This is a genomic window from Burkholderia cepacia (genome assembly GCF_029962485.1).
Lineage (GTDB): Bacteria > Pseudomonadota > Gammaproteobacteria > Burkholderiales > Burkholderiaceae > Burkholderia.
The window spans coordinates 3,144,317-3,169,065 of record NZ_CP073637.1; the positions used below are offsets into that span (position 1 = coordinate 3,144,317).

Sequence of the window (24,749 nt, forward strand, 5' to 3'; positions counted from 1 at the left end):
CTCACGTGACTGCATGAACGAACCGTTCCCTCGACAGATTTCCGGCGGCGCTGCGCGCGCCGTCCGCGCCGCGCTCGCCGCGACGCTCGTGGCGCTCCCGCTGATCGGGCTGGCGCCGCTCGCCCATGCCGAGAAGGCCGACCAGAGCAAGCCGATCAACGTCGAGGCCGACAACCTGACCTATGACGACCTGAAGCAGGTCACGGTCGCGACCGGCAACGTCGTGATCACGAAGGGCACGATCATCATCAAGGGCGATCGCGTCGAAGTGCGCCAGGACCCGGAAGGCTATCAGTACGCAACGTCGTTCGGCAGCGGCAAGAAGCACGCGACGTTCCGCCAGAAGCGCGAAGGCCTCGATGAATACATCGACGGTGACGGCGAGCGCATCGACTACGACGGCAAGCAGGACCTGACCACGCTGACGACCGCCGCGACCGTACGCCGCCTGCAGGGCTCGTCGACTGTCGCCGATACCGTGCACGGCAGCGTGATCACGTACGACGGCCAGCGTGACTTCTATACCGCGAAGGGCGGCAAGGACGTCGCCGCGCCGGGCAACCCGAACGGCCGCGTGCGCGCGATGCTGTCGCCGAAGAATGGCGGCCCCGCGCCGCTGAACGGCGCGCCGGCAAAGCTGTCGCCGTCGACCACGATCCAGGGAGCGCCGGGCCAATGAACGCGCTACCGAACCGCCAGCCGGCCGGCACCACGAGCTCGCTCGTCGTCCGCAACCTGAAGAAACGCTACGGCTCGCGCACGGTCGTCAAGGACGTGTCGCTCGACGTGAAGAGCGGCGAAGTCGTCGGCCTGCTCGGCCCGAACGGCGCCGGCAAGACCACGTCGTTCTACATGATCGTCGGCCTCGTGCCGCTCGACGCGGGCGAGATCTCGCTGAACGGCAGCTCGATCAGCCTGCTGCCGATTCACAAGCGCGCGTCGCTCGGCCTGTCGTACCTGCCGCAGGAAGCGTCCGTGTTCCGCAAGCTCACCGTCGAGGAAAACATCCGCGCGGTGCTCGAGCTGCAGTACGGCGAAGACGGCAAGCGGCTGTCGAAGGACGCGATCTCGTCGCGCACCGAGGCACTGCTCGACGAACTGCAGATCGGCCACCTCCGCGAGAACCCCGCGCTGTCGCTGTCGGGCGGTGAGCGACGCCGCGTCGAAATCGCACGCGCGCTCGCGACCAACCCGAACTTCATCCTGCTCGACGAACCGTTCGCCGGTGTCGACCCGATCGCGGTGCTCGAGATCCAGAAGATCGTCAAGTTCCTGAAGCAGCGCAACATCGGCGTGCTGATCACCGATCACAACGTCCGCGAAACGCTCGGCATCTGCGATCACGCGTACATCATCAGCGACGGCTCGGTGCTCGCCGCCGGCGCACCGAGCGAAATCATCGAAAACGAAAGCGTGCGCCGCGTGTACCTCGGCGAACACTTCCGCATGTAACGCTCCCTCGTGGCTGGCTGCCCCCGCCCGGCATCGCCGCGCGGGGCGGCTCCCCGCTTTGCAACCATGCCCGCGGCCATGCCTGCGGCCGGGCCGCGCGCCGCGCGTAATCGCGGATGGCTCAATGCGCCTGGGTCGTGGCAAACTGCCGGTATGACTCCCTCCTTGCCATGAAAGCCAGCCTTCAACTCCGCCTGTCGCAACATCTGGCGCTGACGCCGCAGCTGCAGCAGTCGATCCGGCTCCTGCAGTTGTCGACGCTCGAATTGCAGCAGGAAGTCGCGATGGCCGTCGCGCAGAACCCGCTGCTCGAGAACGACGACGAATGGATCGCGAGCCCGCTGCGCGTCGCGGCGGACGGATCGCTGATCGCGCAGACGCCGCCCGCGCAGAACACCGAGCCGGCCTCGTCAAACGGCAGCAGCACGTCCAGTGATCGTACGGAGCGCGACGAGCGAGGCGGCGCCGACGATTACGACGGTTATGGGTCCGGCGACGGCAACGACGGCCCGCAATGGAATCTCGACGAGTTCGGCCGCGCGAGCGGCGCGTCCGACGACGACGATCTCCCACCGCTGCAGGTGCAGGAAGCCGCGACGTCGCTGCGCGACCACCTGTCCGCGCAGTTGCGCGTCACGCAGGCCGGCCCGCGCGATCGTGCGCTCGTGATGTTCCTGATCGAATCGCTCGACGACGACGGCTACCTGACCGCGACGCTCGACGAAGTGCTCACCGACCTGCCGCCCGAGCTGGAAATCGACTGCGACGAACTGAACGCGGCGCTCGCACTGCTGCACAGCTTCGACCCGGCCGGCGTCGGCGCGCGCTCGGCGTCCGAATGCCTGAAGCTGCAGCTGCTGCGCCTCGATCCGTCCCCGACACGCACGCTCGCGCTCGAGATCGTGTCGCAGCATCTCGAACTGCTCGCCGCCCGCGATTTCACACGGTTGCGCAAGCACCTGAAGGCAAGCGACGACGCGCTGCGCGACGCGCATGCGCTGATCCGCTCGCTGGAGCCGTTCCCCGGCGCCGCGTACGGCAAGGCCGAGGCCGACTACGTCGTGCCCGACATCATCGTGAAGAAGGCCGGCCAGGGATGGCTCGCGGAGCTCAATCCGGAGGTCGTGCCGCGCCTGCGGATCAACAACCTGTACGCGAACATCCTGCGCAACAGCCGCGGGGATCCGTCGGCCGGTTCGCTGAAGCAACAGCTCCAGGAAGCGCGCTGGCTGATCAAGAATATCCAGCAGCGATTCGACACGATCCTGCGTGTCGCGCAGGCTATTGTCGAGCGTCAGAAGAACTTCTTTGCGCACGGTGAAATTGCCATGCGCCCCTTGGTTTTGCGGGAAATAGCTGATACGCTGGGCCTACACGAGTCGACTGTCAGCCGTGTGACAACCGGGAAGTACATGCTGACCCCGTTCGGGACGCTTGAATTTAAGTACTTCTTCGGATCTCACGTCTCGACCGACACCGGTGGCGCCGCTTCGTCGACCGCCATCCGAGCCCTGATCAAGCAACTGATAGGAGCTGAAGACCCAAAATCGCCACTTTCGGATAGCCGCATTGCCGAGCTGCTGGCAGAACAGGGGTTCGTGGTCGCGCGCCGCACGGTTGCGAAATATCGCGAAGCCCTCAAGATCCCGGCCGTCAATCTGCGAAAGTCTCTTTAGGCCTGCTGCCTGCCCGGCGGCAGGCGTGTTCCGGCCACCGCGCACACGGGGAACAGGCCGGGCGACCTGTCAGCGATACGCCGCCACGTGCGGCAGGGGCAAGTCGACCGGAGCGCCGCCTCGATGCGGCCGGGTGGTCACTCGCTTGGAGAAGCACTATGAACCTGAAGATCAGTGGACATCATCTCGAAGTCACGCCTGCAATTCGCGAATACGTGATCACCAAGCTGGACCGGGTGCTACGGCATAGCGATCAGGTGATCGATGGCACTGTGATCCTCTCGGTCGACAATCACAAGGAAAAGGACAAGCAGCAGCGCGCGGAAATCAACCTGCACCTGAAGGGCAAGGACATCTTCGTCGAAAGCGCGAACGGCAACCTGTACGCTGCGATCGATTTGCTGATCGACAAGCTGGATCGCCAGGTCGTCAAGCACATGGAGCGCCTGCAAACGCACGCGCACGACCCGATCAAGCTTCAACCGTCGATCGACCAGATCGAACTGCCGCCGCAATAACCTTTACTGCAACACGCACGCCGCCCGGTTCGCCGGGCGTTTTTTTTGCGACTCCGCGCTATGGTGCAACCGGTCCGACCGTGCCGCGCCACGCACGCGGCTGTGCTCTATAATGTTTCGGTTATCGCCGGGGGGCGTTGGGTGCGGTAGCTGCGTAGCAGGTTGCCGATGCCACATGCCTTGATATCACCGAACATGGAAAATCAGTCTGCCGCAGCAAGGAGACCCCAGGCCGCCCAATCGCCTGCCAACATGAATCGCCTAGCCAAAATCCTGCCCATAGAGAACGTCGTCATCGACCTCTCAGTCACCAGCAAGAAACGCGTCTTCGAACAAGCCGGGCTGATGTTCGAGAATCAGAACGGCATCGCCCGCAGCACCGTCACGGACAACCTGTTCGCGCGGGAGCGCCTCGGTTCGACCGGGCTCGGCGAAGGGGTCGCGATTCCGCACGGTCGCATCAAGGGTCTCAAGCACCCGCTCGCCGCGTTCGTCCGCCTCGCCGATGCCATCCCGTTCGAAGCGCCCGACGGCCAGCCGGTCGGCCTCCTGATCTTCCTGCTCGTCCCCGAGCAAGCCACCCAGCAGCACCTCGAGATCCTGTCGGAAATCGCGCAACTGCTATCCGATCGCGACGCGCGCGAGCGTCTGCACAACGAAACGGATATCGCCGAGTTGCATCGCCTGCTCACTCAGTGGCAACCTTGAGTTGATCCGGGCGGAATTTTTTCCGGTACGAGGCGGCACATGCCGCCGTCCAGGGCCGCCCGGCGCCGGCTCGGCATGGCGACGCCCGTCGCCGCGCGCATGCACCGGCTCATTGGAGTGACGAGAGTCATGGATACGTCCAGCATCAACGCCCAGAGCATCTTCGACGACAACGCGGCCACGCTGAAACTGAGCTGGCTGACGGGGCATGAAGGCTGGGAGCGCGGCTTTTCCGCCGACACGGTCGGCAATGCGACGTCGAGCGCCGACCTTGTCGGCCACCTGAACCTGATCCACCCGAACCGGATCCAGGTGCTCGGCGAAGCCGAGATCGACTACTACCAGCGGCAGACCGACGAAGACCGCTCGCGCCACATGGCCGAGCTGATCGCGCTCGAACCGCCGTTCCTCGTCGTCGCCGGCGGCGCCGCGGCCCCGCCCGAGCTCGTGCTGCGCTGCACGCGCTCGTCCACCCCGCTGTTCACGACGCCGATGTCAGCCGCCGCGGTGATCGACAGCCTGCGGCTCTACATGTCGCGCATCCTCGCGCCGCGCGCGACGCTGCATGGCGTGTTCATCGACATCCTCGGGATGGGCGTGCTGCTGACCGGCGATTCGGGCCTCGGCAAGAGCGAACTCGGCCTCGAACTGATCAGCCGCGGCCACGGCCTCGTCGCCGACGACGCGGTCGATTTCGTTCGACTTGGCCCCGATTTCGTCGAAGGACGCTGCCCGCCGCTGCTGCAGAACCTGCTCGAAGTGCGCGGCCTCGGCCTGCTCGACATCAAGACGATCTTCGGTGAAACCGCCGTACGGCGGAAAATGAAGCTGAAGCTGATCGTCCAGCTCGTACGGCGCCCCGACGGCGAATTCCAGCGCCTGCCGCTCGAAAGCCAGACCGTCGACGTGCTCGGCTTGCCGATCAGCAAGGTCACGATCCAGGTCGCGGCCGGCCGCAACCTGGCGGTGCTGGTCGAGGCGGCCGTCCGGAACACGATCCTGCAGTTGCGCGGAATCGACACGTTGCGCGATTTCATGGATCGGCAACGACTCGCGATGCAAGATCCCGACAGTCAGTTCCCCGGCAAACTGGTGTAACCCGCACGCGCCGGCCGCGCAACGCCGACGCGTCGAGCCGGTGCTATGATGAAACGTCAGGATTCTCTGCTTCCCATGCGCATTGTCCTTATCACCGGCATCTCCGGCTCAGGCAAATCCGTCGCGCTGAACGCGCTCGAAGACGCAGGCTATTACTGCGTCGACAACCTGCCGCCGCACGTGCTCCCCGAACTCGCCCGCTACCTCGCCCAGAACGGCCAGCGTCGGCTCGCGGTCGCGATCGACGCGCGCTCGAGCGCGTCGCTCGACGAAATGCCCGGCCTGATCCGCGAACTGTCGGGCGAGCACGACGTGCGCGTGCTGTTCCTCAACGCAAGCACCCAGGCGCTGATCCAGCGATTCTCCGAAACACGCCGCCGCCATCCGCTGTCCGGCTCGCTGTCGCACGATGCGGACGTCGGCCTGCTGTCGTCGCTCGAGGAGGCGATCGAGCGCGAGCGCGACCTCGTCGCGCCGCTCGCCGAATTCGGCCACCAGATCGATACGAGCACGCTGCGCGCGAACGTGCTGCGCACCTGGGTCAAGCGCTTCATCGAGCAGAAAGACAACGACCTGATGGTGATGTTCGAGTCGTTCGGCTTCAAGCGCGGCGTGCCGCTCGACGCCGACCTGATGTTCGACGTGCGCGCGCTGCCGAATCCGTACTACGACCACGAGTTGCGCCCGCTCACCGGGCTCGACCAGCCGGTCATCGCCTTTCTCGACGCACTGCCGATCGTCCACCAGATGATCGACGACATCCATGCGTTCCTGATGAAATGGCTGCCGCACTTCCGTGATGACAACCGCAGCTACCTGACCGTCGCCATCGGCTGCACGGGCGGCCAGCATCGCTCGGTGTTCATCGCGGAAACGCTCGCCGCGCGCCTTGCGCACGAGGCGAACGTGATCGTGCGGCATCGTGACGCGCCAGTGGATGTCGACGCGTCGTCGCGGCTCGTCTCCGAGGTCACCCGACCCTAGCGACGCCCGCTCCCTTGTCAGCGCGCCATGTCCTCCCTATCGACCTCCCTGATCGACCTGCCGCTGTTTCCACTGCACACGGTATTGTTTCCGGGAGGCCTGCTCCCGCTCAAGGTGTTCGAGGCGCGCTATCTCGACATGTCCCGCGCGTGCCTGCGCGATGACGCGCCGTTCGGCGTGTGCCTGCTGAAGAGCGGGCCGGAGGTCGCGCAGGACGGTGCCGTGTCGGTGCCGGAGACCATCGGTTGCATGGCGCGCATCACCGAGTGCGATACCGGTGAATTCGGGATGCTGTATCTGCAGGCGGTCGGCACGCAGCGTTTCGAGCTGCTGTCGTATCGCGTGGAAGGCAACGGACTGCTGGTCGGCATCGCGGAGCCGCTGCCCGACGACATCCCGCTCGAAGGCGAGCAGACGCTCGCTCAATTCGGTTCGTGCGCCGAGGTGCTCGAGCGCATCATCAACGCGCTGAAGAAGTCCGATCCGGAGAAAATGCCGTTCGGCGAACCGTTCCGCCTCGACGATCCGAGCTGGGTGTCGAACCGCCTCGCGGAACTGCTGCCGCTCGACCTGCGTGCGCGGCAGAAGCTGATGGAGTTTCCGGACGTCGGCGCACGCATCGACGCCGTGCACCACGTGCTCGACCGGCACGGCTGGCTGTAAGCGTCACCGGCCCGGCGATTTCCGGGCAGCTCGGCGCCCTTCCCCCTTCGTTACAGCAGCGGCCCGCTCAGTGCGTCGAGCAGCTTGCGCACGGGCGCCGGCACGCCGTACGCATCGAGCCGGCTCAGCGGCACCCACGCGGTATCGGCGTCTCGTGCGGACGAAGGCAATCCGCCGCCGTCCGCCACGTCGCTCAGCCGCGGCTCGATCTCCAGCCGGAAATGCGTGAACGTGTGCATGAGCGGCGCGAGCGGCACCGTGCCGCCACCGCCGAAGCCGCGCGCGAGTTCCGCGAGTGCCGCATCGCCGTCCGCTTGCGGCAGGCTCCACAGCCCGCCCCAGATGCCGGTCGGCGGCCGCCGTTCCAGCAACACGGCGTCGCCGTCGCGCAGCACGAGCATCCAGGTCTTGCGCGTCGGCACGGCCTTCTTCGGCCGCGCGGCCGGCAGTTCGCGCTGGCGGCCCGTGGATTGCGCGACGCAATCGCCCGCGAACGGGCAGCGCGCGCAATCGGGCTTGCCGCGCACGCACAGCGTCGCGCCAAGATCCATCAGCCCCTGCGTATAGGCGCTCACGTCAGCCGCGTTCGCCGCGTCGGGCAGCAGCGATTCGGCGAGCGCCCACATGTCGTTCTCGACGCGCTTCTCGCCCGGAAACCCCTCGACGCCGAACACGCGCGCGAGTACGCGCTTCACGTTACCGTCGAGAATCGTCGCGCGCGCGCCGTAGGCGAACGACGCGATCGCCGCGGCCGTCGAGCGGCCGATGCCCGGCAGTTCGGCCAGCGCGTCGGGCGTTGCCGGAAACGCGCCGCCATGCTCGGCAACGACGACCTGCGCGCAGCGATGCAGGTTGCGCGCTCGCGAGTAGTAGCCGAGCCCCGCCCACAGCGCCATCACGTCGTCGGTCGGCGCGGCCGCGAGCGCGGCGACGTCGGGGTAGCGTTCGAGAAAGCGCGTGTAATACGGAATGACGGTCGACACCTGCGTCTGCTGCAGCATGATTTCCGACAGCCAGATCCGGTATGGATCGCGGGTGTTCTGCCACGGCAGGTCGTGGCGGCCGTGCTCGCGCTGCCACGCGACGAGGCGCGTGGCGAACGTGCGATGCAGCGGCGTGACGGGGAACGGAGCGGGGGCGATGCGGGGCGGCTTCAAGTTATCTAATCGTGAAAAATGGTTTCAACGCTGGCAGGTCGGGCAGAAATAGGTCGATCGCTGGCCCTGCACGATCTGGCGGATCGGCGTGCCGCATACGCGGCACGGCTGGCCTGCACGGTCGTAGACGAAGCAGTCGAGCTGGAAGTAGCCGCTTTCGCCGTTGCTGCCGACAAAATCGCGCAACGTGCTGCCGCCGCGCTCGATCGCGTCGGCAAGCGTCGCACGCACTGCGTCGGCCAGCCGCTCGTAGCGCGGCAGCGAGACCTTGCCGGCGGCCGTCGTCGGCCGGATGCCGGCACGAAACAGGCTCTCCGACGCATAGATGTTGCCGACGCCGACGACCATGTCGCCCGCGAGCAGCGCCTGCTTGACCGACACCGTGCGGCCGCGCGTGCGCGCGTGCAGCAGCGCGCCGGTGAACGCAGGCGAGAACGGCTCGACACCGAGGCTCGCGAGCAGCGGATGCGCGTGCACGTCGCCCGCTTCGCGCGGGTGCCACAGCACGGCGCCGAAGCGGCGCGGATCGCGGAACCGCAGCACGAATTCGTCGAAGATCCAGTCGATGTGGTCGTGCTTCGCGGCGACCGGCACGCCGGCCGCGGGCAACACGCGCAGCGTGCCCGTCATGCCGAGATGGACGATGAACCAGCCGGCGTCGACCTCGAACAGCAGATACTTGCCGCGCCGCTCGACGGCGATCACCTCGCGCGCGCGCAACTGCTCGGCGAGCCCCGCCGGCACGGGCCAGCGCAGCATCGCGGTACGGACGTCGACACGCTCGACGCGGCGGCCTGCGACAAAGGGCTCGATGCCCCGGCGCGTGACTTCGACTTCTGGCAACTCTGGCATGTTTTGCAGGTCTGAAACTGGATTCACGATCGTGCGTGTATTGTAGCGAGCGCGTTACAATCGGTTGAAACATCGAACGGATTTCCATGACCCTGCCCTCGAAGCTGCTTCAGAAGCGTCCCGCCGCCGTGCGCGGCGCGCGCGCCTTCCCGGTCCGCCGTGCACTCGGCGCCGCGTTGTTTGCCGCCTGGACCCTCACCGCCTTCCCGGCCCACGCGCAGGATCCGGCATCGGACGACGCGGAGTCGCAGGGCGCGTTCGAGCATGTGATGCCGGACGAGCAGAAGAATCTCCCCGGTGTACCGCTGACGAGCCAGATCGTCTACCAGGTGCTCGCCGCCGAAGTCGCGCTCCAGCGCAACCAGCCGGCGCCGGCCTACCAGACCTACCTCGCGCTCGCCCGCGACACGCGCGATCCGCGCATGGCGCAGCGCGCGACCGAAATCGCGCTCGGTGCGCAGAGCCCGGCCGACGCGCTGTCCGCCGCGAACCTGTGGCGCCAGTACGCGCCGGATTCGAACCGCGCGTCGCAGGTCGACGCCGCGCTGCTGGTGCTCGCCGGCAAGCCGGCCGACGCGCAGCCGATGCTCGCGCGCGAGCTGTCCCGCGCGACCGGCGAGACGCGCGGCCCCGCGATCCTCGCGCTGCAGGCATTGCTCGTGCGCGGCTCCGACCGCGTCGGCGGCCTCGCGGTGCTGAAGGACATGCTGAAGAACGACATGAACCGGCCCGAGGCACAGCTCGCGATCGCGCGGCAACAGCTCGCGGTCGACGACAAGGACGGCGCCGCGCAGTCGCTGAAGCAGGCGCTGGCGCTGCGCCCCGACTACCTGCCGGCGGCGCTGATGCTGTCGCAGATGGGCCCGGCGGAGCGCGCGGCCGGCATCGCGTCGTTCGAGAAATATGTTCAGCAGAATCCGAAGTCGCGCGATGCGCGGCTGGCGCTGTCGCAGCTGTATCTCGCCGACGATCGCCTCGAGGACGCGCAGAAGCAGTTCGAGACGATGCGCAAGCTCGACTCGAAGGATCCGACGCCGCTGATGGCGCTCGCGCTGATCAAGATCCAGCAGAAGAAGCTCGACGAAGCGACCGCCTACCTGAAGCAGTACGTGCAGCTCGGCGACAAGCAGCCGAACCTCGACGTCGGCCAGGGCTACATCTACCTCGCGCAGATCGCGATCGACCAGAACAACGACGCGCAGGCGTCGCAATGGCTCGACAAGGTCGACCAGACGAGCCAGCACTACCTGCCCGCGCAGATCACGCGCGCGCAGCTGCTGCAGAAACAGGGCAAGACCGACGAGGCGCGCAAGGTGCTCGACGACCTGCCGATCACCGATCCGCGCGACGCGGCCGTGGTCGCACGCACCGACGCGTCGATCCTGTTCACCGCGAAACGCTATCCGGAGGCCGAGGCACGGCTCGGGCAGGCGGTCCAGGACTTCCCGGACGATCCCGACCTGCGCTACGACTACGCGATGGCGGCCGAAAAGACCGGCCACTACACGACGATGGAAAAGCAGTTGCGCGAGCTGATCCGCACGCAGCCCGACAACCCGCAGGCGTACAACGCGCTCGGCTATTCGCTGGCCGACCGCAACCAGCGCCTGCCCGAAGCCAGCAAGCTGATCGACAAGGCGATGACGCTTGCGCCGAACGACGCCTACATCATGGACAGCCTCGGCTGGGTGAAGTACCGGATGGGCGACACGGCCGGTGCGACGAAGGTCCTGCGGCGCGCGTACGAACTGCAGCCGAACGCCGAAATCGGCGCGCACCTCGGCGAAGTGCTGTGGAAGAGCGGCGCGCAGGACGACGCGCGCACCGCGTGGCGTGACGCGCAGAAGCTCGAACCCGACAACGACACGCTCGTGCAGACGCTGAAGCGCCTCCAGGTCAACGGTCTCTGATGCGGATGTTCCCGAAGCTTTCCCTGTCCTCCCGCGCGCAGCGCACGCTGGCCGCGGCCGGCGCGGCGCTCGCGCTCGCCGGTTGCGCGAGTACGCCGCCGTCGGCCAGCGCGCCGACGACGGGCGCGGTGCTGCAAACGGCCGCGACACACGCATACCATGGCCGCTTCGCGGTGCAGTACGACGACCGTCTCGGCAAGCAGCAGCACGTGTACGGCAACTTCGACTGGCAGGAGCACGGCGACGACGTGTCGCTCGAGCTGCGCAGCCCGCTCGGCCAGACGCTTGCGATCGTGAAATCGACGCCGCAGGCGGCCTCCCTCGAACTGCCGAACCGTCCGACGCAATACGCACCGGATGTCGGCGACCTGATGCAGAAAACGCTCGGCTTCGAACTGCCGCTCGCCGGCCTGCGCTACTGGCTGCTGCCGACGGCCGCACCCGCGACGCAAGCGGAAACCGTGCGCGACCCGGCCGACAACACACGCGTCAAGCAGATCCGCCAGGACGGCTGGACGATCGACTACCTTGCCTACGCGGATGCCCCGGCCACGGGCGTCAAACGCGTCAACCTCGTGCGCGCGACACCGCCGCTCGATATCAAGCTCGTGCTCGACCAGTGAGCACCGGCCCAGCCCAGACATACGCATGACCGATTCGACCCGCTCGCTGCGCAACTGCCTTGCGCCCGCGAAACTCAACCTGTTCCTGCACATCACCGGCCGCCGCCCGAATGGCTATCACGATCTGCAGAGCGTGTTCCAGCTGCTGAACTGGGGCGATACGCTGCACTTCACGCTGCGCGACGACGGCCGTGTCGCGCGCGTCACCGACGTGCCCGGCGTGCCCGAGGAAAGCGATCTCGTCGTGCGCGCGGCCAACCTGCTGAAAGCGCATACGGGCACCGCGCACGGCGTCGACATCGAGATCGACAAGCGCCTGCCGATGGGTGCCGGCCTCGGCGGCGGCAGCTCCGACGCGGCGACGACGCTGCTCGCACTGAACCGCCTGTGGCAGCTCGACCTGTCGCGTGTCGAGCTCCAGTCGCTCGCGGTCAAACTCGGCGCAGACGTCCCGTTTTTTATTTTTGGAAAAAATGCGTTCGCAGAGGGTATCGGAGAGGAATTAGCTGAGGTACAATTGCCGACTCGCTGGTTCTTGGTTGTGACGCCAAGCGTTCATGTCCCGACCGCTGAAATATTTTCAGATGAGTTGTTGACAAGAGATACGAAGCCCGTCACAATTGCTGACTTTCTTGCACAGCAAACCAGCGATGCGGGATGGCCAGATAGCTTCGGCCGGAACGACATGCAGGAAGTTGTAACAAGGAAGTACGCGGAAGTTGCGCAGGCGGTTAAATGGTTGTATGATTTGACCCCCGCGAGGATGACCGGCTCCGGAGCAAGTGTGTTTGCAGCGTTTCACAGCAAGCACGCGGCAGAAGCGGCGAAAGCCAAGCTGCCCGCCAGTTGGAATGGCGCAGTTGCCGAGAGTCTGAACGAGCATCCGCTCTTCGCTTTCGCGTCATGAAGTTTTACTTTGCCGAACGGCCTACACGAGTTCGGTGAAGCAGTCAGTTAAGTGTAGGGGAGTCGCCAAGTTGGTCAAGGCACCGGATTTTGATTCCGGCATGCGAGGGTTCGAGTCCTTCCTCCCCTGCCAAAAATTTTCCCGCATTTCCCGCCCAAGCCTGAAGCAGGTGCACGATGAGCAGCCACAGCCATGATGGCCTGATGGTCTTTACTGGCAACGCGAATCCCGCGCTCGCCCAGGAAGTCGTCAATATCCTTGGTATTCCCCTCGGCAAAGCAATGGTCAGCCGTTTCTCCGACGGCGAGATCCAGGTCGAGATCCAGGAAAACGTGCGCGGCAAGGACGTCTTCGTCCTGCAATCCACGTGCGCACCGACGAACGACAACCTGATGGAACTGATGATCATGGTCGATGCGCTCAAGCGCGCATCCGCCGGCCGGATCACTGCAGCCATCCCCTACTTCGGCTATGCCCGTCAGGATCGACGCCCGCGTTCGGCACGCGTCGCGATCTCGGCGAAGGTCATCGCGAACATGCTGGAAATCGCCGGCGTCGAGCGGATCATCACGATGGATCTGCACGCCGACCAGATTCAAGGCTTCTTCGACATCCCGGTCGACAACATCTACGCAACGCCGATCCTGCTGGGTGACCTGCGCAAGCAGAACTACTCGGATCTGCTCGTCGTGTCGCCGGACGTCGGCGGCGTGGTGCGTGCCCGGGCACTCGCGAAGCAGCTCAACTGCGATCTCGCGATCATCGACAAGCGTCGTCCGAAGGCGAACATCGCCGAAGTGATGAACATCATCGGTGAAGTCGAAGGCCGCACCTGCGTGATCATGGACGACATGGTCGATACGGCCGGCACGCTCTGCAAGGCCGCACAAGTGCTGAAGGATCGCGGGGCGAAGCAGGTGTTCGCGTATGCGACGCACCCCGTGCTGTCGGGCGGCGCCGCGGATCGCATCGCCGCATCGGCACTCGACGAGCTGGTCGTCACCGATACGATCCCGCTGTCGGCCGAATCGCTGGCCTGCCCGAAGATCCGCTCGCTGACGAGCGCGAGCCTGCTGGCCGAGACGTTCTCGCGCATCCGCCGCGGCGATTCGGTGATGTCGCTGTTCGCGGAATCCTGATCGCGAATCGACTGAACAAAGTATGCGCGGAAAGCGAAGCGGCAACGCTTCGCTTTTTGCACAATCGGACGGGATAGACGAAACCCCGACCGTTTCATCAGGGGCCGCCGTTTGACGGCCCCGTTTTACTGCCTGGTCGCGGGCAGCTATTGGAGAATCATATGAAAGTCGTCGCTTTCGAGCGCCAAGAGCAAGGTACGGGTGCGAGCCGCCGCCTGCGCAACGCTGGTAAGACCACGGGTATCGTTTACGGTGGCGAAGCAGCCCCGCAAAAGATCGAACTCGATCACAACGCCCTGTGGCACGCCCTGAAGAAGGAAGCTTTCCACTCGTCGATCCTCGACCTCGAAGTCGCTGGCGCATCGCAACAGGTTCTGCTGCGCGACGTGCAATACCACCCGTTCAAGCAACTGGTGCTGCACGTGGACTTCCAGCGCGTTGACGCGAAGAAGAAGCTGCACACGAAGGCACCGTTGCACTTCCTGAACGCAGAAGTCAGCCCGGCCGTGAAGCTGTCGAGCGCGATCGTTTCGCACGTCGCGACGGAAATCGAAATCGAGTGCCTGCCGGCTGACCTGCCGGAGTTCCTCGAAGTCGACCTGTCGAAGATCGAAGCCGGTCAATCGCTGCACGCTAAGGACATCACGCTGCCGAAGGGCGTCGCGCTGGTCTCGCACGTCGAAGCGGAAAACCCGGTTGTCGCATCGGCGACGATCCCGGCTGGTGCCGTGTCGGACGCAGCCGAAGGCGAAACGCCGGCTGCCTAAGCGGCTGCCTACGCGCCCCATCGATCCGTTTCTCGAAACGGTCGACGCAACCCGCCGCGGCTTGCCCGGCGGGTTTTTCTTTTTCTGCGCCCAGGCGGCCGTTGCCGCCTTCGAAACGTCATGATCAAACTGATCGTCGGCCTCGGCAATCCCGGGGCGGAATACACCGCGACGCGCCACAACGCCGGCTTCTGGCTGATCGACCAGCTCGCCCGCGAAGCCGGCACGACGCTGCGCGACGAACGCCGCTTCCACGGCTTCTACGCGAAAGCGCGCCTGCACGGCGAGGAAGTCCATCTGCTCGAGCCGCAGACCTACATGAACCGCTCCGGCCAGTCGGTCGTCGCGCTTGCTCAATTCTTCAAGATCCTGCCCGACCAGATCCTCGTCGCACACGACGAGCTCGACCTGCCGCCCGGCACCGTGAAGCTGAAGCTCGGCGGCGGCAGCGGCGGCCACAACGGCCTGAAGGACATCACCGCGCACTTGTCGTCGCAGCAATACTGGCGGCTGCGGATCGGCATCGGCCATCCGCGCGACCTGATTCCGGAAAGCGCACGCGCCGGCGCGAAGCCCGATGTCGCGAATTTCGTGTTGAAGCCGCCGCGTCGCGAAGAGCAGGACGTGATCGACGCGTCGATCGAACGCGCGCTCGCCGTGATGCCGATGGTCGTCAAGGGCGAACTCGACCGCGCGACGATGCAGCTGCATCGCAACTGACCTGGCCTCGCACCGGCCCGGTGCATCGGGCCGTCCGGCGGCGTCGGGCGGCCCCGCCCGCCCCACCGCGACGCGCACATGCGGTAATCTCGACGTTTTGCCCGACAGGAGCCAAGCGGTGAGCCGTTACTGGAGCGACGTCGTTCAGCAACTCGTGCCTTACGTGCCGGGCGAGCAGCCCGCACTCGCGCACCCCGTCAAGCTGAACACCAACGAGAATCCCTATCCGCCGTCGCCACGCGTCGTCGCGGCGATCGCACGCGAACTCGGCACGACCGGCGACACGCTGCGCCGCTATCCCGACCCGGTCGCGCGTGCGCTGCGCGAGACGGTCGCGGCCCATCACCGCATCAAGCCCGAGCAGGTGTTCGTCGGCAACGGCTCCGACGAGGTGCTCGCGCACACGTTCCAGGCGCTGCTGAAGCACGACCGGCCGCTGCGCTTTCCGGACATCACGTACAGCTTCTATCCGACCTACGCGCGCCTGTACGGCATCGAGACCACGATCGTGCCGCTCGCGGAAGACTTCTCGATCCGCGTCGAAGACTATCTCGACGACGCCGGAGGCGTGCTGTTTCCGAATCCGAATGCGCCGACCGGGCGCGCGCTGCCGCTCGCGGACGTCGAGCGGATCGCGGCCGCGAATCCGTCGTCGGTCGTCGTGATCGACGAGGCGTACGTCGATTTCGGTGCGCAGTCGGCGATTACGTTGATCGACCGTCATCCGAATCTGCTCGTCGTGCACACGACGTCGAAGGCGCGCTCGCTCGCGGGCATGCGCGTCGGCTTCGCGTTCGGCGACGCGGCGCTGATCGACGCGCTGAACCGGGTGAAGGACAGCTTCAACTCGTATCCGCTCGACCGGCTCGCGCAGGTCGCGGCGCAGGCCGCGTATGAAGACATCGACTATTTCGACGCGACCTGCCGGCGCGTGGTCGACAGCCGGACGCGGCTCACGCATGCGCTCGACACGCTCGGCTTCGACATCGTGCCGTCGGCCGCGAATTTCGTGTTCGCGCGCCATCCCGCGCACGATGCAGGCACGATCGCGGCGAAACTGAAGGAACGGGAAATTTTCGTGCGGCACTTCCGGCTGCCGCGGATCGACCAGCACCTGCGCATCACGGTCGGCACCGACGCCGAATGCGACGCGCTCGTCGCGGCGTTGCGCGAGTTGCTGGCCTGATCAGGAAGAACCGGCGCCCGGGCGGCGCCGATCTGAAAGCGGAACGCGCGCTCGCCAATCAACGGGCGCGCGTCACCGCCGGGTCACGACGCGTCGTCGCCCTTCACGGCGATCAACGCGTGATACTTCTCCATCAATTGCGCGTGCGATTCGTCATGCTGCGGATCGCGCGGAATGCATTCGACCGGACACACCTGCTGGCACTGCGGTTCGTCGAAATGGCCGACGCACTCGGTGCACTTGTTCGGGTCGATCACGTAAATGTCCGGGCCCATCGAAATCGCGCCGTTCGGGCACTCGGGCTCGCACACGTCGCAATTGATGCACTCGTCGGTAATCATCAAAGCCATACTGATCTCACTTCTTCAGGCCGGCGACCGGCTTCGCAACGAAACCGGCCGGCGCCGCATTACGCGGCAGGGCCTCCCATCGCCGTCACTTTCTCGGTCAGCCACTTCTCGACGGACGGGAACACGAACTTGCTGACATCGCCGCCCAACTGCGCGATTTCGCGCACGATCGTCCCCGAGATGAACTGGTACTGATCGGACGGCGTCATGAACATCGTCTCGACGTCGGGCAGCAGGTAGCGGTTCATCCCTGCCATCTGGAACTCATATTCGAAATCGGACACGGCACGCAGGCCGCGCACGATCACGCGTGCATTGTTGGTCCGGACGAAATCCTTCAGGAGGCCGGTGAAACTCATCACCTTCACGTTCGGATAATGGCCGAGCACCTCGTTCGCAATCGTCAGACGTTCTTCGAGCGAGAAGAACGGCTTTTTCGCGCGGCTGTCGGCGACGCCCACAACCAGCGTATCAAAAATGCTCGACGCACGCCGCACGAGGTCTTCGTGCCCGCGTGTCAGCGGATCGAACGTACCGGGATACACGGCGACTACCATGTCGCTCCTCCTGTCATCACGCAAACGGGATGGCAGCCGCGCGATGCGCACGCCACTGCCGAGATGGGCATGCGTCGCCTTTGCGGCGCGCCGCCTCGTATGGAACGCGCATTATTCATCATTTTCGCGCCGCAGCAAATGATAGTGAACCGCACCTGCCTTGCCGTGCTTCTCCACCTGCCAGCCTGCGAGCGCCTCGTGCGCGGCGGGGTCGAGTTCCGCCCCCGTTTCGACGTAAAGCGCACCGCCCGCCGCGACGAGCGGCGCCGCCAGCGCGATCGCACGATCGAGCACGGCCGACTCACCGAACGGCGGATCGAGGAACACCACGTCGAACGCACCCGGCGTGAGCCCGGCCGCGAGCCGCAGCGCGTCGGCCTCCGCAACTTCGACCGCGCGCGCGCCGAGCTTGTCCTTGATCGCCCGCAGCTGCTGCGCGGCGCGCGGGTGGCGTTCGACCATCACGACGCTCGCCGCGCCGCGCGATGCCGCCTCGAAGCCGAGCGCGCCGGTGCCCGCGAACAGGTCGAGGCAACGGCGGCCTTCGAGATCCTGGCCGAGCCAGTTGAACAGCGTCTCGCGCACGCGATCGGGCGTCGGCCGCAGGCCGTCGAGATCGAGCACCGCGAGCGGCGTGCGCTTCCAGTCGCCGCCGATGATGCGGATCGTGTGCGGCTTGCCGCGGGCAGGAGGGGCCGCCGGGCGGCCGGAAGAGGAACGGGACATACGGAATATCGACGACGGAGGGACCGGGTACGCACAGGGGCGCACCGCCAAACAGGCGCACGTTACCACAGCGGCAGCGCGCACTGACGCGAGCGCCACGCCGCACTGATAAAATGCACGGTTTCGGCCGCCGTGCGCCGCGCCCGCGCGAACGCAGAACGGCCCGTCCGGCGCCCCGCCCCTCTCGGCGGGCCTGCCCTCTTCCCGACGTCAGACCATGTTCAGTTTCTTCAAACGATTCAAGAAATCGCAGGAGCCCGATCCGGCGGAATCGCAATCGGCCGACGCGCAGCAAGCGGACGAGCCGTCCGATGCGACGCCCGTGCTCGAGGCGCCGCCCGCGGCCGCTGTGCCGCAGGCGCCCGCGCAACCGGCCGCGCCGGCCGTCGTGATGACGGTCACGCCGACCAACGACGGCCGCGACGAAGTCGTCGAGACGGTCGAGATCGTCCCGCCGCCGCTGCAGGACGCCTCCGCGAAGAAGTCGTGGCTCGCGCGCCTGAAAACGGGGCTCGCGAAAACGGGCTCGAGCATCACCGGCGTCTTCGTCAACACGAAGATCGACGAGGACCTGTACGAGGAGCTCGAAGCCGCGCTGCTGATGTCCGACGCGGGTGTCGATGCAACCGAGTACCTGCTCGGCGCGCTGCGCGAAAAAGTGCGCACGGCCCGGCTGACCGATCCGCAACAGGTGAAGGACGCGCTGCACGACCTGCTCGTCGAGCTGCTGACGCCGCTCGAGAAATCGCTGATGCTCGGCCGCGCGCAACCGCTCGTGATGATGATCACCGGCGTGAACGGCGCGGGCAAGACGACCAGCATCGGCAAGCTCGCGAAGCATCTGCAGAGCTTCGACCAGTCGGTGCTGCTGGCCGCGGGCGACACGTTCCGCGCGGCCGCACGCGAGCAGCTCGCGATCTGGGGCGAGCGCAACAACGTGACGGTCGTGCAGCAGGAAAGCGGCGATCCGGCCGCGGTGATCTTCGACGCGGTGAGCGCCGCGCGCGCACGCAAGATCGACGTAATGATGGCCGACACGGCCGGCCGCCTGCCGACGCAGCTCCACCTGATGGAAGAGCTGAAGAAGGTGAAGCGCGTGATTTCGAAGGCGCACGACGGCGCGCCGCACGAAGTGCTGCTGGTGATCGACGCGAACACCGGCCAGAACGCGCTCACGCAGGTGAAGGCATTCGACGACGCGCTCGGCCTCACGGGCCTGATCGTCACGAAGCTCGACGGCACCGCGAAGGGCGGGATCCTCGCCGCGATCGCGCGGCAACGCCCGGTGCCCGTCTACTTCATCGGCGTCGGCGAAAAGGTCGAGGACCTGCAGCCGTTCAGCGCCGTGGAATTCGCGGACGCGCTGCTCGGCTGAACCTCGCCGGCACGCATCGCACGGGGCGCCTTCGGGCGCCCTTTTTCATGCGCGCCCGCTCACGTTCGCGGCGGGCGCGCCGCGCTCATTCCGCGTCGGGCTGCACGCCCGGCTCGGCGGCCTTGAATGCGTCGAGCGTCGCGGCATGGTCGACGATCCGCTGGATCGTCGGATAGCGCGTGGTATCGATCGAGAAGCGGTTCGCATTGAACACCTGCGGCACGAGGCACACGTCGGCGAGCGTCGGCGTGTCGCCGAAGCACAGCTTGCCGGTGCGCGGATCGCTCGCGAGGCGCGTCTCGAGCGTCTCGAAACCTGCCTCGATCCAGTGCCGGTACCACGCGTTCTTCGCCTCCTCGGGCACCTTCAGCGTGTGCTTCAGGTACTTCAGCACTCGCAGGTTGTTGAGCGGATGGATTTCGCACGCGATCTGCAGCGCGACCGCGCGCACATACGCGCGATCGACCGGCTGCGTCGGCAGCAGCGCGGGCTCGGGATGGGTTTCCTCGAGATATTCGATGATCGCGAGCGACTGCTGCAGCGTCGCCTCGTCGTCGATCAGCGTCGGCACGACCGCGTCCGGATTCAGCGCGCGGTACGCGTCCTTCAGTTGCTCGCCGCCGTCGCGCAGCATGTGCACGGGGACGTAGTCGAACGGCAGCTGCTTCAGGTTCAGGGCAATCCGCACACGGTACGACGCGGAACTGCGGAAATAGCTGTAGAGCTTCATGGGATGTCTCTCGTAGTCGTATTCGGCCGGCAACGGCACGGGCGCGGCGCAGCCGGCGCGCGCACCGCCGGGACCCAGAGTGTAGCGCGGCACGATGCGCGGCCGCGCCCGTGCGATACTCGGGGCATTCCTCACCGCTCACCGCGCGGCCCGATGCCGGCCGCCCGCCCCACGCCCCGATGACCGCTTCCCTCGATCCCGCCACCGTTCCGTTCCCGTGCGCCCGCTTCATCAAGGAAATCGGCCGCGGCCCGCACGGCGCGCGCGCGCTGTCCGCCGAGGACACGTTCGAGCTGTATCGCGCGATGCTCGACGCACGCGTGTCGGACGTCGAACTCGGCGCGATCCTGATCGCCTATCGGCTGAAGGGCGAATCCGCCGACGAACTGGCCGCGATGCTCGCCGCCGCGCAAACGTCGTTCGAGCCCGTGCGCGTGCAGGACGCCGCGTTCCGCCCCGTGGCAATCCCGAGCTACAACGGTGCACGCAAGCAGCCGAACCTCGTGCCGCTGCTCGCGCTGCTGCTCGCGCGCGAAGGCGTGCCGGTGCTCGTGCACGGTGTGGCGCGCGATCCGGGCCGCGTGACGAGCGCGGAGATCTTTTCCGCGCTGTCGCTCGCGCCGTCGACGTCGCACGATGCGATCGAGGACACGCTGGCCGAGCGCCGCGTCGCATTCGCGCCGATCGAAGTCCTGGCGCCGCGGATTGCACACCTGCTGTCGATGCGCAGCGTACTCGGCGTGCGCAACTCGACGCACACGCTCGTGAAAATCCTGCAACCGTTCGCTCCGGCCGGCCTGCGGCTCGTCAACTACACGCATCCGCCGTACCGCGACAGCCTCGCGCAATTGTTCCGCGATCATCCGGACGCCGCGCTCGGCGGCGCGCTGCTCGCGCGCGGCACCGAGGGCGAAGCCGTCGCCGACACGCGGCGCCAGGTGCAGGTCGACTGGCTGCACGACGGCGTGTGCGACACGCTGATCGAGGCCGAACGTTCGTCGTCCGATGCGCCGCCCGTCGCGCTGCCCGAATCGCGCGATGCGGCGACCACGGCCGCGTGGACGGACGCCGTGCTGCGCGGCGAGGTGCCGGTGCCGGACACCGTTGCGCGGCAGGTCGCGACGATCGTGCAGATCGCCCGTATCGCGCGCTGACGACCCGCCCCTTTATCCCGACCATTTGACACACTGCCGCATCCTGGCATAGAGTGGTCGCCATGCGTTCCTTTCCGAACACCCTCCGAATTACCTCCGGCCGCCTAGCGCGGCCGCTATCGCTACGACTAGCCTAAGGCTGTCGTAGCGCCGTGTGCTGTCCGCACGGTCCCTCCCAGCAGTTCCTCGCAGTACCCCTCTCGCAGTTTTTACAACCGAAGTCGTCAGCATTCGTCCGTCTATCCGTCGGCCGATTCGCGAAGATCATCCGCATCCGCGGCGCAATTGCGCGCGGCGGTGCGAGGCAGCGCCAACCGTCGCCCATGCCGCCCGTCTTCGCTCGCGACTTGAGACCCGAGGTCCAGAAGATGCAACGCAATCCGCAAGACAAGTACCGTCCGTTCGAGCCCGTCCGCCTCAATGGCCGCAAATGGCCATCGCGCACCATCGAGCGCGCGCCCGTGTGGATGAGCACCGACCTGCGCGACGGCAACCAGTCGCTGATCGAGCCGATGAGCATCGAGCAGAAGCTCGAATTCTTCGAGATGCTGGTTGCGATCGGGTTCAAGGAGATCGAAGTCGGTTTTCCGTCGGCGTCGCAAACCGACTTCGATTTCGTCCGCAAGCTGATCGACGACAAGCGGATTCCCGACGACGTGACGATCGAGGTGCTCGTGCAGGCGCGCGAAGACCTGATCGCCCGCACGTTCGACGCGCTCGAAGGCGTGCCGCGCGCGATCGTGCACCTCTACAACGCGGTCTGCCCGTCGTTCCGCCGCATCGTGTTCGGGATGTCGAAACACGACGTGAAGGCGCTCGCGATCGACGGCACGCGCATCATCAAGGAACACGCGGCCGCGCGCCCCGACACGCAGTGGACCTTCCAGTACTCGCCGGAAACCTTCAGCATGACCGAGCTGACGTTCGCACGCGAGATCTGCGACGCGGTCGCGCAGACGTGGCGCCCGACCCGCGACCACAAGATGATCGTCAACCTGCCGGCCACGGTCGAAGCCGCGAGCCCGAACGTGTTCGCCGACCAGATCGAATGGATGGACCGCAACCTCGCGTATCGCGACAGCATCGTGCTGTCGGTGCATCCGCACAACGATCGCGGCACCGCGGTCGCGGCAGCCGAACTCGCGCTGCTCGCGGGCGCCGACCGCATCGAGGGCTGCCTGTTCGGCAACGGCGAGCGCACCGGCAACGTCGACCTCGTCACGCTCGCGCTGAACCTCTACACGCAGGGCATCGACCCGGGCCTCGACTTCTCCGACATCGACGCGGTGCGCCGCGTCGTCGAGCGCTGCAACCAGATTCCCGTGCATCCGCGCCACCCGTACGCGGGCGACCTCGTGTTCACCGCGTTCTCGGGCTCGCACCAGGACGCGATCCGCAAGGGCTTCGCTCAGCAGCGCCCCGACGCGGTCTGGGAAGTGCCGTACCTGCCGATCGACCCGGCCGACCTCGGCCGCAGCTATGACGCGGTGATCCGCGTGAACAGCCAGTCCGGCAAGGGCGGCGCGACGTTCCTGCTCGAACGCGGAATGGGCTTCACGCCGACCCGACGCGTGCAGATCGAATTCAGCCACGCGGTGCAGACGCTCGCCGACGCGTCCGGCGAGGAAGTGACGGGCGATGCGATCTGCGCGCTGTTTGCGCGCGAATTCTTCGAGACCGACGGCCCGGCCGCGCGCCACGGCAGCGGGGCGCGCTGGCAGAACCGCGAGATCGCGGCGGCGGCACCCGCCGCCAATGCGATGCCCGAGGACACCGCGCGACGTTTCGCCGCGGCCTTCGCGGCGGCGGCCGGCGCCGCGATCGATGTCGCGTCGTGCGAATCCGTGCGTACGACCGACGGACGGTTCGCGGTATCGGTCGGCTGCCGGGTCGGCGATGCGCCGCTGCGGCACGGTGTCGGCCTGCATGCCGATGCGGCGAGCGCCGCGCTCGACGCCGTCGTCAGCGCCATCAACCGTTCGGCCTGGCACTGCACGGACCGCCGCGCGGCGGCCTGACGGCCGGGCATCGAATCAGGGTTGGACGTCAGCGAGCGGGACGTGACCGCCCGTGCGCCGCGCGATCCGCGCCGCACGGGCCAGCAAAAAGCGGCCCAGAAGGCCGCTCGGTTGGGGACATGAAAAGGAGCGCCACGCGCGCTCATGTCTCGGTCGCGCACCGCGTCGCCTGCCACGCGAGCAGGCACCAGCGCCCCTGCTCCTCGGTATGGACGCACGTATAGGCAATCGGAAAGACCAGGCCGCCGTTGTTCGTTTCCATCTCGATCAACGCGCGCCCGGTGACGATGCAGGTTTCGCCGCCGACCGGCAGGACGTCCTGCGACTGGATTTCGATCTGGCGATAGCGGCGGCGGCCGGCGACGATGGCATCGATGAACTGCTGCTTGGTTTCACGTTTGCCGTTGGTGTGCACGAAGAACACCTTGTCCGACAGCAGCGCGCCGAGCGCCTCACCGTCCCCGTCCACCATCGCCCGGAACCGATCGCGCTCGAGCGCGCGGATCGCATCGACCACCTTCGCCATCGCCTGACTCCTCGGCAACGCGCCCGCGTGCGCGGGCGTGCGGATCAGAAGTTGTATTGCACGTAGAACTGGTGGAAATTTATACCAGGATTCGGCTCTTTGATACCCGCGTTAGACACATGTTCAAAACGGTAGCCGACCTGATACTGTTGCCGTTGGCCGAACTGCACGCCGACGCCCGCGGTCGGTGCGAACTGGAACGCGGTCGACAGCGAGAAATTGTTCGAAATCGTCGGATGAGTCAGAAGCCGGACGCCGCCGCCCGCCTCGATGAACGGACGAATCTCCCCCGCGCTCTTGATGAAGCGGAACATCGGCGTCACACCGAATTCGCCGATGCTGCCGTGGACGTTGCCGCCCGTGTGCCAGTAGCCGACGTGCCCTTCGACGACGAACGCGAAGTGCCAGCCACCGACCTGCCACCAGTTCCAGCCCGGATCCCATACAACGCCGAGATCGCCCTTGTCGATTCCGCGACGATCCGAAAACCCGCCGCCCGCCTGGATCCCCCATCGATCCGCGAACGCCGCACCCGATCCGCCCAGAAGTGACGCCGCCAGTAACGCATGCAGCGCAAGCCGGCTGCGGGGCCGGCGATTCTTCTTATTGTTCATCTGACACTCCAACTTTTTGGGTTGAATGGAGCCTGCCGCGACGGCATGGCCCGAGCGAACTGAATGGTATGGTAAAGGACTTTTCCGATCGGCATCACGAAGCGAAATGGCTTCCTTCCAAAACAACAAAAATCGAAATCGTCTACTGATTACCATCAGAAACAACGGTTTACGGAACTTGGCGTCGCGCCCTCTGTCGCAGATTAGACTATCGACTCGACTTTCTTGATAGAAAAATCGGGAACTCGGATGTCCACGCCCGCTCTAAGGAATTAGCACTCGTCTTGCGGGAGTGCTAAGATGGCCCACGGAATTTCATTCGATACCGGGGGTTTGTCC

General features: G+C 66.2%; 26 protein-coding genes and 1 tRNA gene. 19 read left to right on the plus strand and 8 right to left on the minus strand.

Annotation, left to right across the window (positions count from 1 at the left end; translation table 11 throughout):
• Positions 1 to 13 precede the first annotated feature (13 nt).
• The 8 genes from lptA (at position 14) to KEC55_RS14675 (ending at position 7,099) form a co-directional block, all read left to right on the plus strand.
• Positions 14 to 679: a lipopolysaccharide transport periplasmic protein LptA gene (gene lptA / locus KEC55_RS14640; protein WP_282505995.1), complete on the plus strand. Its 666-nt coding sequence runs from the start codon at positions 14 to 16 to the stop codon at positions 677 to 679.
• Positions 676 to 1,452, plus strand: a complete 777-nt coding sequence (gene lptB / locus KEC55_RS14645) for an LPS export ABC transporter ATP-binding protein (RefSeq protein ID WP_059233172.1) — start codon at positions 676 to 678, stop codon at positions 1,450 to 1,452. Before lptA ends, lptB begins: the two co-directional genes overlap by 4 nt.
• 170 nt (positions 1,453 to 1,622) lie before the next feature.
• Complete coding sequence (locus tag KEC55_RS14650) at positions 1,623 to 3,128, plus strand: RNA polymerase factor sigma-54 (protein ID WP_282505996.1); 1,506 nt, start codon at positions 1,623 to 1,625, stop codon at positions 3,126 to 3,128.
• A gap of 158 nt (positions 3,129 to 3,286) precedes the next feature.
• Positions 3,287 to 3,646 carry a ribosome hibernation-promoting factor, HPF/YfiA family gene (hpf, locus tag KEC55_RS14655; RefSeq protein ID WP_006477786.1) on the plus strand — a complete coding sequence of 120 codons (360 nt, stop codon included), beginning with the start codon at positions 3,287 to 3,289 and terminating at the stop codon, positions 3,644 to 3,646.
• Between the two features lie 195 nt (positions 3,647 to 3,841).
• Entirely contained in the window at positions 3,842 to 4,354 is a 513-nt protein-coding gene (locus KEC55_RS14660; RefSeq protein ID WP_034195643.1) for a PTS sugar transporter subunit IIA, read from the plus strand.
• Between the two features lie 129 nt (positions 4,355 to 4,483).
• The gene (hprK, locus tag KEC55_RS14665; RefSeq protein ID WP_011353227.1) at positions 4,484 to 5,452 is read left to right on the plus strand and encodes an HPr(Ser) kinase/phosphatase; all 969 of its coding nucleotides are present in this window, start codon (positions 4,484 to 4,486) and stop codon (positions 5,450 to 5,452) included.
• A gap of 75 nt (positions 5,453 to 5,527) precedes the next feature.
• A complete protein-coding gene (gene rapZ / locus KEC55_RS14670; protein ID WP_282505997.1) occupies positions 5,528 to 6,436 on the plus strand; it encodes an RNase adapter RapZ in 909 nt (302 codons plus the stop codon).
• 27 nt (positions 6,437 to 6,463) lie between these two features.
• Positions 6,464 to 7,099: an LON peptidase substrate-binding domain-containing protein gene (locus KEC55_RS14675; RefSeq protein WP_176049642.1), complete on the plus strand. Its 636-nt coding sequence runs from the start codon at positions 6,464 to 6,466 to the stop codon at positions 7,097 to 7,099.
• Positions 7,100 to 7,149: 50 nt separating this feature from the next.
• Here KEC55_RS14675 and mutY read toward each other — a convergent pair whose 3' ends face one another.
• Both mutY and mutM read right to left on the minus strand, forming a co-directional pair.
• Complete coding sequence (mutY, locus tag KEC55_RS14680) at positions 7,150 to 8,256, minus strand: A/G-specific adenine glycosylase (RefSeq protein WP_282505998.1); 1,107 nt, start codon at positions 8,254 to 8,256, stop codon at positions 7,150 to 7,152.
• A 24-nt stretch (positions 8,257 to 8,280) separates the two neighbouring features.
• A complete protein-coding gene (gene mutM, locus KEC55_RS14685; protein WP_176049640.1) occupies positions 8,281 to 9,108 on the minus strand; it encodes a bifunctional DNA-formamidopyrimidine glycosylase/DNA-(apurinic or apyrimidinic site) lyase in 828 nt (275 codons plus the stop codon).
• Between the two features lie 86 nt (positions 9,109 to 9,194).
• On the opposite strand from mutM, the gene KEC55_RS14690 reads away from it, so the two are divergent.
• The 8 genes from KEC55_RS14690 to hisC all read left to right on the plus strand — a co-directional run bounded on the left by KEC55_RS14690 (position 9,195) and on the right by hisC (position 16,360).
• Entirely contained in the window at positions 9,195 to 11,018 is a 1,824-nt protein-coding gene (locus KEC55_RS14690) for a tetratricopeptide repeat protein (RefSeq protein ID WP_282505999.1), read from the plus strand.
• A complete protein-coding gene (gene lolB, locus KEC55_RS14695; RefSeq protein WP_282506000.1) occupies positions 11,018 to 11,641 on the plus strand; it encodes a lipoprotein insertase outer membrane protein LolB in 624 nt (207 codons plus the stop codon). Before KEC55_RS14690 ends, lolB begins: the two co-directional genes overlap by 1 nt.
• A 25-nt stretch (positions 11,642 to 11,666) precedes the next feature.
• Complete coding sequence (gene ispE / locus KEC55_RS14700) at positions 11,667 to 12,548, plus strand: 4-(cytidine 5'-diphospho)-2-C-methyl-D-erythritol kinase (protein ID WP_282506001.1); 882 nt, start codon at positions 11,667 to 11,669, stop codon at positions 12,546 to 12,548.
• Between the two features lie 55 nt (positions 12,549 to 12,603).
• Positions 12,604 to 12,680, plus strand: a tRNA-Gln gene (locus tag KEC55_RS14705).
• A 44-nt stretch (positions 12,681 to 12,724) separates the two neighbouring features.
• Positions 12,725 to 13,687, plus strand: coding sequence for a ribose-phosphate pyrophosphokinase (locus tag KEC55_RS14710; RefSeq protein ID WP_176049636.1), 963 nt, complete (start codon positions 12,725 to 12,727; stop codon positions 13,685 to 13,687).
• Positions 13,688 to 13,848: 161 nt separating this feature from the next.
• Positions 13,849 to 14,454 (plus strand): 50S ribosomal protein L25/general stress protein Ctc, encoded by a 606-nt coding sequence (locus KEC55_RS14715; RefSeq protein WP_176049635.1) that lies wholly within the window; start codon positions 13,849 to 13,851, stop codon positions 14,452 to 14,454.
• Between the two features lie 120 nt (positions 14,455 to 14,574).
• Entirely contained in the window at positions 14,575 to 15,174 is a 600-nt protein-coding gene (gene pth / locus KEC55_RS14720) for an aminoacyl-tRNA hydrolase (protein WP_006477776.1), read from the plus strand.
• A gap of 118 nt (positions 15,175 to 15,292) precedes the next feature.
• The gene (hisC, locus tag KEC55_RS14725) at positions 15,293 to 16,360 is read left to right on the plus strand and encodes a histidinol-phosphate transaminase (protein WP_282506002.1); all 1,068 of its coding nucleotides are present in this window, start codon (positions 15,293 to 15,295) and stop codon (positions 16,358 to 16,360) included.
• An 83-nt stretch (positions 16,361 to 16,443) separates the two neighbouring features.
• On the opposite strand, the gene KEC55_RS14730 is transcribed toward hisC, so the two are convergent.
• The 3 genes from KEC55_RS14730 to rsmD all read right to left on the minus strand — a co-directional run bounded on the left by KEC55_RS14730 (position 16,444) and on the right by rsmD (position 17,993).
• Entirely contained in the window at positions 16,444 to 16,710 is a 267-nt protein-coding gene (locus KEC55_RS14730) for a YfhL family 4Fe-4S dicluster ferredoxin (RefSeq protein WP_006477774.1), read from the minus strand.
• Positions 16,711 to 16,769: 59 nt separating this feature from the next.
• Entirely contained in the window at positions 16,770 to 17,267 is a 498-nt protein-coding gene (gene coaD, locus KEC55_RS14735) for a pantetheine-phosphate adenylyltransferase (RefSeq protein WP_021163047.1), read from the minus strand.
• Positions 17,268 to 17,378: 111 nt separating this feature from the next.
• On the minus strand, positions 17,379 to 17,993 hold the full coding sequence (gene rsmD, locus KEC55_RS14740; RefSeq protein WP_282506003.1) for a 16S rRNA (guanine(966)-N(2))-methyltransferase RsmD: 615 nt from the start codon (positions 17,991 to 17,993) through the stop codon (positions 17,379 to 17,381).
• Between the two features lie 217 nt (positions 17,994 to 18,210).
• Here rsmD and ftsY point away from each other — a divergent pair, with 217 nt between their 5' ends.
• Entirely contained in the window at positions 18,211 to 19,368 is a 1,158-nt protein-coding gene (ftsY, locus tag KEC55_RS14745) for a signal recognition particle-docking protein FtsY (protein WP_282506004.1), read from the plus strand.
• Positions 19,369 to 19,453: 85 nt separating this feature from the next.
• On the opposite strand, the gene maiA is transcribed toward ftsY, so the two are convergent.
• The gene (gene maiA / locus KEC55_RS14750; protein WP_282506005.1) at positions 19,454 to 20,098 is read right to left on the minus strand and encodes a maleylacetoacetate isomerase; all 645 of its coding nucleotides are present in this window, start codon (positions 20,096 to 20,098) and stop codon (positions 19,454 to 19,456) included.
• Positions 20,099 to 20,277: 179 nt separating this feature from the next.
• On the opposite strand from maiA, the gene ybiB reads away from it, so the two are divergent.
• Both ybiB and leuA read left to right on the plus strand, forming a co-directional pair.
• The gene (gene ybiB / locus KEC55_RS14755) at positions 20,278 to 21,252 is read left to right on the plus strand and encodes a DNA-binding protein YbiB (RefSeq protein WP_282506006.1); all 975 of its coding nucleotides are present in this window, start codon (positions 20,278 to 20,280) and stop codon (positions 21,250 to 21,252) included.
• Positions 21,253 to 21,620: 368 nt separating this feature from the next.
• Positions 21,621 to 23,270 carry a 2-isopropylmalate synthase gene (gene leuA, locus KEC55_RS14760; protein WP_282506007.1) on the plus strand — a complete coding sequence of 550 codons (1,650 nt, stop codon included), beginning with the start codon at positions 21,621 to 21,623 and terminating at the stop codon, positions 23,268 to 23,270.
• Between the two features lie 142 nt (positions 23,271 to 23,412).
• Here leuA and KEC55_RS14765 read toward each other — a convergent pair whose 3' ends face one another.
• Both KEC55_RS14765 and KEC55_RS14770 read right to left on the minus strand, forming a co-directional pair.
• A complete protein-coding gene (locus KEC55_RS14765; RefSeq protein ID WP_176049628.1) occupies positions 23,413 to 23,796 on the minus strand; it encodes a nuclear transport factor 2 family protein in 384 nt (127 codons plus the stop codon).
• Positions 23,797 to 23,840: 44 nt separating this feature from the next.
• Positions 23,841 to 24,410 (minus strand): acyloxyacyl hydrolase, encoded by a 570-nt coding sequence (locus tag KEC55_RS14770; protein WP_282506008.1) that lies wholly within the window; start codon positions 24,408 to 24,410, stop codon positions 23,841 to 23,843.
• Positions 24,411 to 24,749: the final 339 nt, after the last annotated feature.